Source organism: Clostridium sp. AF28-12, assembly GCF_003435225.1.
Lineage (GTDB): Bacteria > Bacillota > Clostridia > Lachnospirales > Lachnospiraceae > Pilosibacter > Pilosibacter fragilis.
On the sequence record NZ_QWGJ01000024.1, the window covers coordinates 20068 to 29474 of the forward strand.

Here is a 9407-nt window from a genome sequence, read left to right on the forward strand (position 1 = left end):
CGTCCGAATGTGTCAAAGTATATTCTTTTTTATAAATTATATATGTCTTTTTGACTATCTTTTTATATCTTCTCAAATGTCCGCAAAGCCTTATTTTATAGGCTCTACGGGCATTTTGCTTTTGTGGTAAACCTCGCATATCTAGGTCTATCTTCTTATATTTTCGCTATCAAGCGTGGTTAAAATCGTGGTAAATACTTCTTATGCAATTAGACGCTGAACCTCTGATTTTGCGGTATCTATGGACGCATGAGCGTACCAGTTCATTGTGATACTGATATTTGAATGCCCCATGATATACTGTAAATCTTTCGGGTTCATGTTCTTGCTTGCCAGTCTTGTGCAGAACGTATGGCGTAGTGTATGCGGTGTGATATGTGGCAAGGGATTGTCCTTATGGTGCTTGTTGTATTTCTTTACCATGCGGATAAATAAGGCGGTATAATCAATGGCAACTTTGGGCTTGCCTTTATGATTGGCAAATAAGAAGTTGCTCCGTCCGTCTATCACAAATGGTTCTGCCTTTGGACGTTTCTTCATCACTCGTTGAAATGCTTGTATCGTTTCCTTGCTTAATGGTACTTGCCTTGTTCCGCTCTTTGTTTTGGGCGTTTCAATATAATAGCCTTGTTCCTTGCTCTTTAATAACTGGTGGTCGATAATCACAACTTCATTCTTGAAATCAATATCGGCTACTGTCAGTCCGCACAGTTCCGAGATACGAAGTCCAGTTTTCAACAGTATCAGCACATCATCATAATATTTGTGATACACGTTGTCCGTCTTGATGAATGACAGTAGGACTTGTTCCTGTTCCTCTGTCAATGCAACTTTCTCTTTGGTATCATTTTCTAGGACTTCACTTAACTTAAAATCAAAAGGGTTCTTCCTTACACAATCGTCTTGTATGGCGATATAGAATGACGCTTTTAACGAGCGTTTATGGTTGTTAATGGTATTGTAGGAAAAGCCTTTCTCTTTCATGCGTAACGCCCATTCCTTAGCGTCAGAGGGTTTTATCGTATCAATGCTCCTAGCACCCAACTTGTCCTCTTTCAATAACCGCATGAGTTGTTCCCGTTGTTTCTGTGTGCTTTTCTTCACATTTGCCCTCTGTGCGTTCTGTTTGGCGTAGAGTTGGCAAAGTGTCATTTTCTTGCCTGTGCTGTCGATACTGTCCTCAATATCCCGTCTTATCTGCTGTTCCAGTTCTCGAAGTGAGGGTTTTTCCCGTTTTCCCTTTGGTGTCGGGTCTGTGGGTGTCAATCTCCAAGCATACACATATTTTGTGTTTCCAAATGCGTCCACATATTTATATAAGTATTTTCCGTCTGTTCGTTGGCTCTCTCCAGTATGCAGGATACGTTCTTTGCTATCCCGTCTTTTTTCTTTCATGGTGTCTGCTCCTTTCCTTGTTGGAAAGAGCCTTGATATGACTTGTGTTCATCATAACACATACAAGGCTCATTTGCATTAGATTGCGTCCAATTTATCAATGACCTTTTCAAACTGTCGGCGTTTAATCTGTATGCGGTTGCCATTCATAATGAGCCAGCCAGCGTCCTTGTTTTCCTCTGCCAAGCGTCTTAACTTGTTTTCTCCGATACGGAAATACTTTGACGCTTCTTCAATGGTAAGGGTGTATTTTTCCCATACGGGAATATCGTTGTTATTCATCAGATCCCCCCTTTCCCATGTTTCGTGTCATATTGAATATAAGGGATAAGGTCGGTGCGGTTTATCCTCTGTAAATGAGCAGTTAGTTTACTGGAAAGGGAATTACTGTATCTTGCCTTATCAAGCATAGTTCCCACTTTTTCCAGTCCACCTAATGCGTCATGTTCTTCCAAGAAGTAAAAACTTTTGACAGCGGAAATCACGCCACCCTCTGTAAGCCATTGCTGTGTTTCTTCAAGGGAGTTTTGCTGTTTTGGTACTTGCAGTTTCAAGACTTCCACAGCCCCTAAAAATCGTTCCCAAAACCGACACGTTTTCCATCTGCTCTTATTACTTTCGTTTCTGTTTGGCACGACAAAGCGTAGGTTATTTGCCAATAGTCCGAAAGCCAGTTCCCCAAGTTCCAGCGGTCTGTCCTTGAATGTCATGGCAAAAGCATGAGCCTTATCATCACGCAGTTGCATTTCTGTCCGTTTCCAACTGCCAACTTCCTCAAGTGTCTTGTTATGTTTTGAACAGACTTCCTTATCCTTATCATAAAAGCGGTAGGACAATCCCGATTTCCCAGCACCGATATAAACAGTCTTTGCGGTGTCGAAATCATCAAACTTGCTTTCGTCAAAGTGGTAGCCCTCACTATTCGAGATAAATTCCTCTTTTTCGCATTTTTTCTTTATCTGCTCTATGGTAAAGAATGGCTTTTCGTTCCTATCATCAATGGCAATATCAAGTCTTGTGAAATGGAAGTTATCCAGTCCGTATCTTCGCTCGCAACGTCGGAACATATCCCCAAAGGTATAATTCCTACTGTCGAGAATACGGAAAATATCATCACAACCTCTGCCAGTCATAACAAGATAACAGCCTAACCCTTGTGGGTTGTCCTCTGTTTTTCTTGCGTCCCCCGATACATAAATATCTCCAATCTGCCAGCGTGCTTGATAGGTCTTGAATTTAACGCTTGCCGAATAGACATTGAAAATGTCAGTCGGTAAATCTAAAATGTGCATGATAACATCTTCTGCGGTTGCAGTATCAAATACAATGCTGATGTAATCAATCTTAACGGATAAATTTTTGTGTGTAGTTATAGTGCATTACTCCTTTCGTATGCCCCGTTTTTTTGCGGGGTAAAAATAGCGTTTTGTCCTTTATTTATCACAGTTTCTAGGTACTATGACATGTATGCGCAGGGCGGTGTTACATATACGCCCTTTACGAACGCCTAAAGGCGTTCCCTTTCTTCCTGTGTCTGCCCCGTTCTTAACGCTCACGAGCCTTGTAAGGCTCGTGGCTAAACGGAACAGCCCAGTCAGAAATCCGATTTTCAGTCTGATAGTCCATGCCTATTCATGCTATCAAAGTGAAAATATCTATTCTATATGCTTACTCAAGCGTGTGATTGACCCTAGCGTGCTTAATCGCTCTATCTAACACGATAATAACGCCATTAGAATTACTTGTCAAGAAGTTTTTGTTGACTTTTGGATATAGATTAAGTATGATATGCTTATAAACGTCAAAAAAAGCAACGAAAGGAGCGGTTATACTAAGTTATGGAGCATTATGAAAAGAAAATCAGTTTCTTAGGAGAGAACATACAAACCATAAGAAAATACAGAGGAATGAAACAACAGGAACTTGCGGACAAAATCGGTATCAATATGCAGAGCCTTTCCAAGATTGAACGTGGTGTGAATTATCCTACCTTTGATACATTAGAAAAGATAATGGACGTGCTGGGTGTAACCCCAAATGAATTACTGTCGGGAGAATGGAAGTATGTTAATCAAGCCGAAAAGGAAGTCTGCCAGTTTTTAAGAATTGAAGAACGACTAAATGCAGAATTAAAACATGGGCATTATGACAACTTCTTTGACAGCGAAGAAGAATGGCTGGAATATGAGTTGAAAAAGTTACGGGAATATATTACCGACTACATCAACGGAAAAAGCATTGTAGCGTCCGACCTTTATCCAATCAAAGAATTTATCCAGCATTTGAAGTTTCAAAAACTGTTAGACCACTATGATGATTTATACAGCATGGATATGTTCGGTGAAAGCATAGAGGGACATAAATATAGGACACCTTATCAAGTCGTAAAAATGATAAACCCCAATTCAAAAGAAGATATGGAATTATTACGGGAAGTATTGAAAAATAACGATTTTGATGATGAGGACGAGTAACCCTTTTCCTCTTTGTAGAAGATACAGCAAACAAAAAGCCCAGTAAAGAGTGCAAAGCACCACCAATGGTGGCAAGGCTCTTGACAGGGCTTTTCCTTTACTGTTTGTGGCAGACAAGAGGAAGAAAGGGACAAAATCTGATTTGTAGTAAATTATATAAAAACGATATGAGATGTATTTGTATCATTTTCTTGTTGACACCATTTATATTAAGTGATATATTTGTCTTATAAAGATACAAAAACATCACATTGAAAAGAGGGATGATTATGACAAAAAAACAAATGAAACAAGTTATCTTTATGGGAGTAGGGTGTGTAATATTACTGATTGCAGGGATAATTTACTCTTTATTATTTAACGACGCACGCTGGGTTAAAAACATGGATATGTCTAATTATGTATTTTCCATAAAGGATATACCAATGTTGATAGTCGGTGCTTTGATAGCTATTTATGTCTTATATGTAACAGTTATCTTCTTTAAAAACGCCTTTTCTAAAAATTTTAAAGACAAAAACTATTCAAGAACAGTATCTTCATATTGGGGACTGTGTGGAATATTTGGATTTCTAGGTTTTAGCGGTTTTTGGACTTATTTTGAATATGGGAAAATATATCCTTTTGTATTCTTTATATTTTTTGGCTTTTTCGGCTTTTTCTTTGAAGGAAAACTTTCTCACACTTTAGAAGATGAACTTTTTTTAGAAAATAAAAGAAAAGCAGAAATAAACGCCTATAAAGTAGGATTTAAACTTCTCTTTATAGTCATTTGGCTTATGGCAATAGGAATGTTTTCTCGTAATGTGGAATGGTGTGCAATTTTTATGCTCATTTCTGTTTCACTTATCTATGCTTTAGTCATTTTTCTTAGCAACTATTTATTATACCGCTACGAAAAAGGAGAATAAGTCATGGTAGAAGATTTCATGTGTAACTTAAAGGTATATCGTGTAGCACAAGGTTTAACACAAGAACAACTGGCAGAAAAAGTCGGGGTTCGTAGAGAAACAATTATGAGGTTGGAAAAAGCACAATACAATCCATCTCTAAAACTGGCGATTGATATTTCACGGGTTCTCAATGCACCGATAGAAGATATTTTCATTTTTAAATAAGATAGTGGTAGTAAATTCGGTTCTATGTGATATTGGGAACAATAGAATATTAAGTTTTACATCAATATAAGAGTAATGCAACTATAATGTTAATTTGTATTGCTTGGAGGAACAATACCTGATGAAGATGATAATGATGTCATCGCAGAACAACTTGCAAAAATCAGTGAACAGATGGCAATTAAGAATAGGCGTAGCAAAAAAATTTGGAAAATTGCTGGGGTTATATTCCTAGTAATTGTGCTATTGAATATCCTCTTGATAATATTTAATATGTCAGTATCTAAAAACGTTTCAACAGATAGTAGCACCACTTTCATAGAAATAGGTGAAGATGATGTGATTGATGTAGAATAATTTCCAACATACAATCCCAGTTTGACAACTTTATATCCATACACACAAAGCAGTTAGTCTTAGGATTGACTGCTTTTTAACAAAAGACACCACTCAGGTGTAAAGGGTGTCTTTTTAGTGCTATTTTATTGTCATATCAAGGCTCATTCAATTGTGGTAAATTCGTGGTAAATTAAATAATTTTCTATACTTCAAAGTGCTTGAAAGTATAGTGTTTATGCGGATAATCGCAAATTAGATATAAAATTTATTTTAAATATAAATAATATATTACAAATTATGAAGATATACGGAAGTATATTGAAAAAAACAGCAATTGAAATATAATTTAAATAAGAGAAAAGCGCAAAGTGGACTGCCCCCCGGAGAGGAGGCAGTATGAGCAAGAAGAAAATTAAAATAAGATATATCATTTTTGTTCTGATCATCATAGGCATAGTAGTTTTTGTTGGAAAAATAACTAAGCTTGATGATTTAAACGCAGAAAAAGTCACCGAGATCATACTCGTATCCCCACCTTATAAAAAGAGAATAACAGACCGGCAGGAGATCGAAGAATTTACGAGTCTGTTTAATGAAAGAAAAAAGAAACCTGTATTTTCAATCATCAACTCATCTGGCTGGAGCAAAAGAGCCATTATAACAACGGAAACATATCAATAGGATATTATTTTTTGCGGGGAAAACATCACAGTGAACAGGCAGAAATATGTCATGGATGAATCGATTGATTCTGAACTGGAACAGTTTTATCAGTCCCTGAATGAGACAGAGGAAAAATATAATTAACAAAGCCCCGTTAAGATGAATGCCCCCGGATAAGGAGGTCACTATTATGGATAAATCAATAAAAACATGGAGAGTTTTTCTTTTTGGGATGTGCTGTATCTTGGTGAGCCTGTATATAAAAAAAATTTTACTCTCATTAGAAATAATAAAAGGTGATTTTTTATCCAATAGTATTGTTGGGGTTGCGGTGATCTGGTTCATAGCCGGTATTTTTCGCCTATACCATTTAAAGCGAACATATCCTGAACTTAAAACAGTCTTATCGAAAGATAAATGGTGCATAGCAGAATCTATTCTTATTTTCATTCTAGCAGTGGGATTAACATTAACTGGTGTAGGAGCGCACAATACCCAGATGTTATCTGAAATATTTCAAAGAGATGAAGATGAGAATATCATAGAATCTATAGTAAACACAGAGTATGGTTCTATAGAGGATTTTTCAGCAAACAACAGCATGGATATTTTTGTGCTTAATTTTAACAAGGAAAGCAATTTAGATAATGGATCGTTCAGCGCAGTAGATAAAACTGTTTCTGTGGCAAAGAGCTATACGGCAGTAACATATGAATGTGAGATAGATAGCGATAGATTTCAGGTAAAGTTGGCAACATATGATTCGGACAATGGCGAAGAACAACTGAACGCTGTAATAAAAAGCAATCCGGACATATTCACGAAAAAAGATATTGGAGGAAATTCCACATATTATTGCCCGGGATCAAAATATGACTGGTCGGACTGTTATGCAATGGTAGTAGATCATAAATTACTCGTGGTTAATATAGAAAAAGAATATGATCAATACATTGAATGGGTGTTAGGGCATATCACATTACAGTAATAAAGAAAGTAATTACTTTTTGTAATATTACAAGGAGCTAGTTTATGCAGATTATATTTCTGCCTGGTGATGAACCATTTTCGCAGTATCCTAATCATTATGTCGTTACTTCTAGTCTTGAAAACGTGATACTCACCATTTAAAGAATGGAGATGATCCTGATTAAAAAGATACGCATAATTGCATTAATATCTATTCTGTGCCTACTGATAGTTTATTTGCTTTGGAATAACATGAGTTTAAAAGGAAATTGGCCGGATGATTCTGATACCGTTTCCATTGAATGGTATGATTATAAAGGAATCTATCACAACCAGACTTTGACAGAAGAAGAAAGAAGCGGACTTACTCAATTAATAAAGGATATAACCCCAAAGAAAATATACATAACTCCGCAATCACGTTCAGGAGAACAAAGTTATAATATTGACTATTCTGGCAAGCGAAGTGTTCGTTATACTGTAAAAAGTTCAGGTTTAATTATTATTTTGAATAATGAATTTCCATTTCAACATTCGGTCTGAAATAGGAGATGACGCGGTAATTATTCAATACATAAATAGTATGGTTGATAGATGAGCAAAGAAGAAAAAACGCATCACCATAAAAGCTGTTTGATCGTGATATGAATGGAGAACTTGTACACTGGTTCACAAAATCAAAGGGAAATGGAGGGGACAAAATGAAAAAACATTGTATACTATGGACTGTAGTAATAACTCTTATTGTTTCCTGGTTTTTATTTTTCCCGTGGAGCAAACAAGTATTAGAGGATGGCGGGACTATTGTCTATTCCAGTTTCACATATAAAATTTATATATGGAACTCAATAGGAGGAAAAAATACGACTGAGATATATTATTTCCCATCTAATTTTAAGTATAGGAGTGGAACATTAAATTAATAATCAAAAGTCAATGATAAACCCTTGAACATTGTTTGTGTGTCTGTCATCGAATATTTTCAACTGGTGAAAGTCTGGAAACTGCTTGGTAATGGGAAGGGGGAGGAGAAAAATGTTGTCCTCTCAAAAGAAATATTTTATTACGATTATTATATATGTTGCGCTTTACCTTTTGTCCCAAACTGTTCTTTCCAAATTATATTTGTTTCAATGGACAGCAACACACCATTATTTATATGTTTGGATTTTCTCCACTGTACTGCTTTATTGTAAGAAATATATAGTTTCATTTTCAATAACATTTGGAAATTTGTTTGGAATATTAATTGGTCAATTTTTTGGAGATTGCATTAAGTATAAGAACATATTAAAAATAACAGCAGAAATGTCCTTGGAACAAAAATATACACTTTACCATCATCCAGGCGTAGAGTATTGGATTGTAACTATTATTATTTTTACAGTAGTTGGCATATTAGTGAACAAGCGCAGATATGTCAGGGATGAATCTTGAACTGGATCAGTTTTAGCTATTGTTGAATGAAACATTGGAAAAGAGTGAATGCATCGGCGAAATTCATGGAGGTGACGGCTATGAGGAAAATAAAGGAGCTTATATTTTCTGAGAATGGTATGAAAGCAGTTAACACCTTGTTCTTTTTGGCGATGTTTTTTTATAGCAGCGGCCTGCTGTTTGTCGCTTATATTGTCTGGATCTGTTATCTTGTGTTTTGCATTAGAAATACGGAATCCAGGGGGAGCAAAGTGGTTTATTCGGTGTTTGTTGGACTTGCAGTGGTTATGATCGGAGTGAGTCTGTATGGTTTGATACAAGGATGATAGATCATCCGGATTTCCTTTTGAACTTCCAATTTTCAGCGACTTTACTGCTACCGATGCATCTTCTGCACGTTCTTCTTTATTTGTCTCTGTTTCTTCATGTGCAGAATCTGCAAGGGCAATCGTAGTTATTTCCGGTATCGTCTTCTGAGCAGTCTGGCAGCCGGTCATAAACAAGCAGACAATCCCGAGCATTATAAATCGTTTTTTCATGTTATCACCTCCTGAATCACACGCGCTCAAATGACAGATATCTCGTCCCTTGAAAAGTGAGTTTTCCGATATTTCCTTCCGCCAGCATTCCATATTCTCTTCCTGAAACCTGTAGTTCCATCCGGTCACCGCTCTCTACCTGAAACGTGACATAGTAGCTGGTACTTGAAGTCGAATGAAAGCCATGAGCTCCAGACAGGTCACCCGCATTTGCATGGCTATGATGTGTGATATTTTCACGCTTTGCGACGATGGTTGCACTCACCGACAGACGCGGTGACTGATTGTTTTTGTGCCATGTTCTGATTCCGGTCACAAACTGAAAGATGATCATACCGAAAACGATCACGAAGATAATTGGAAACATATATTCAAACAGCATAAACATATCACTCACCCCTTCTTAATCTTGCGTCTAACGATTCCCCTGAGTGCATATTCCGCAAGAACTGCGCATCCGTTCCAGAGGAACG

The 9407-nt window shown here is 36.8% G+C and carries 12 protein-coding genes; 7 read left to right on the forward strand and 5 right to left on the reverse strand.

Annotated elements, in window-relative coordinates; all coding sequences use genetic code 11:
* Positions 1-201: 201 nt before the first annotated feature.
* The 3 genes from DWY93_RS15135 to DWY93_RS15145 form a co-directional block, all read right to left on the reverse strand.
* The gene (locus tag DWY93_RS15135; RefSeq protein ID WP_117472579.1) at positions 202-1395 is read right to left on the reverse strand and encodes a tyrosine-type recombinase/integrase; all 1194 of its coding nucleotides are present in this window, start codon (positions 1393-1395) and stop codon (positions 202-204) included.
* Between the two features lie 78 nt (positions 1396-1473).
* Entirely contained in the window at positions 1474-1677 is a 204-nt protein-coding gene (locus DWY93_RS15140; protein ID WP_002610247.1) for an excisionase, read from the reverse strand.
* Positions 1677-2738: a replication initiation factor domain-containing protein gene (locus tag DWY93_RS15145; protein WP_278286489.1), complete on the reverse strand. Its 1062-nt coding sequence runs from the start codon at positions 2736-2738 to the stop codon at positions 1677-1679. The genes DWY93_RS15140 and DWY93_RS15145 overlap by 1 nt, the downstream gene beginning before the upstream one ends.
* Before the next feature lie 495 nt (positions 2739-3233).
* On the opposite strand from DWY93_RS15145, the gene DWY93_RS15150 reads away from it, so the two are divergent.
* The 7 genes from DWY93_RS15150 to DWY93_RS16980 all read left to right on the forward strand — a co-directional run bounded on the left by DWY93_RS15150 (position 3234) and on the right by DWY93_RS16980 (position 7501).
* Positions 3234-3869 (forward strand): helix-turn-helix transcriptional regulator, encoded by a 636-nt coding sequence (locus DWY93_RS15150; RefSeq protein WP_055304083.1) that lies wholly within the window; start codon positions 3234-3236, stop codon positions 3867-3869.
* Positions 3870-4138: 269 nt separating this feature from the next.
* Positions 4139-4780 carry a DUF3796 domain-containing protein gene (locus DWY93_RS15155; protein ID WP_015527882.1) on the forward strand — a complete coding sequence of 214 codons (642 nt, stop codon included), beginning with the start codon at positions 4139-4141 and terminating at the stop codon, positions 4778-4780.
* Between the two features lie 3 nt (positions 4781-4783).
* Positions 4784-4987 carry a helix-turn-helix transcriptional regulator gene (locus DWY93_RS15160; RefSeq protein ID WP_015527881.1) on the forward strand — a complete coding sequence of 68 codons (204 nt, stop codon included), beginning with the start codon at positions 4784-4786 and terminating at the stop codon, positions 4985-4987.
* 99 nt (positions 4988-5086) lie between these two features.
* A complete protein-coding gene (locus tag DWY93_RS15165) occupies positions 5087-5344 on the forward strand; it encodes a hypothetical protein (protein WP_055157184.1) in 258 nt (85 codons plus the stop codon).
* 378 nt (positions 5345-5722) lie between these two features.
* The gene (locus DWY93_RS15170) at positions 5723-6007 is read left to right on the forward strand and encodes a hypothetical protein (protein ID WP_117471232.1); all 285 of its coding nucleotides are present in this window, start codon (positions 5723-5725) and stop codon (positions 6005-6007) included.
* A gap of 172 nt (positions 6008-6179) precedes the next feature.
* Positions 6180-6977 carry a hypothetical protein gene (locus DWY93_RS15175; protein ID WP_117471231.1) on the forward strand — a complete coding sequence of 266 codons (798 nt, stop codon included), beginning with the start codon at positions 6180-6182 and terminating at the stop codon, positions 6975-6977.
* 233 nt (positions 6978-7210) lie between these two features.
* Positions 7211-7501 carry a hypothetical protein gene (locus DWY93_RS16980; RefSeq protein ID WP_147324218.1) on the forward strand — a complete coding sequence of 97 codons (291 nt, stop codon included), beginning with the start codon at positions 7211-7213 and terminating at the stop codon, positions 7499-7501.
* Between the two features lie 797 nt (positions 7502-8298).
* Here DWY93_RS16980 and DWY93_RS16985 read toward each other — a convergent pair.
* Together DWY93_RS16985 and DWY93_RS15195 are read right to left on the reverse strand one after the other, a co-directional pair.
* Positions 8299-8934: a hypothetical protein gene (locus tag DWY93_RS16985; protein WP_147324219.1), complete on the reverse strand. Its 636-nt coding sequence runs from the start codon at positions 8932-8934 to the stop codon at positions 8299-8301.
* A 16-nt stretch (positions 8935-8950) separates the two neighbouring features.
* Positions 8951-9322 carry a DUF2500 domain-containing protein gene (locus tag DWY93_RS15195; protein WP_117471227.1) on the reverse strand — a complete coding sequence of 124 codons (372 nt, stop codon included), beginning with the start codon at positions 9320-9322 and terminating at the stop codon, positions 8951-8953.
* Between the last annotated feature and the right edge of the window lie 85 nt (positions 9323-9407).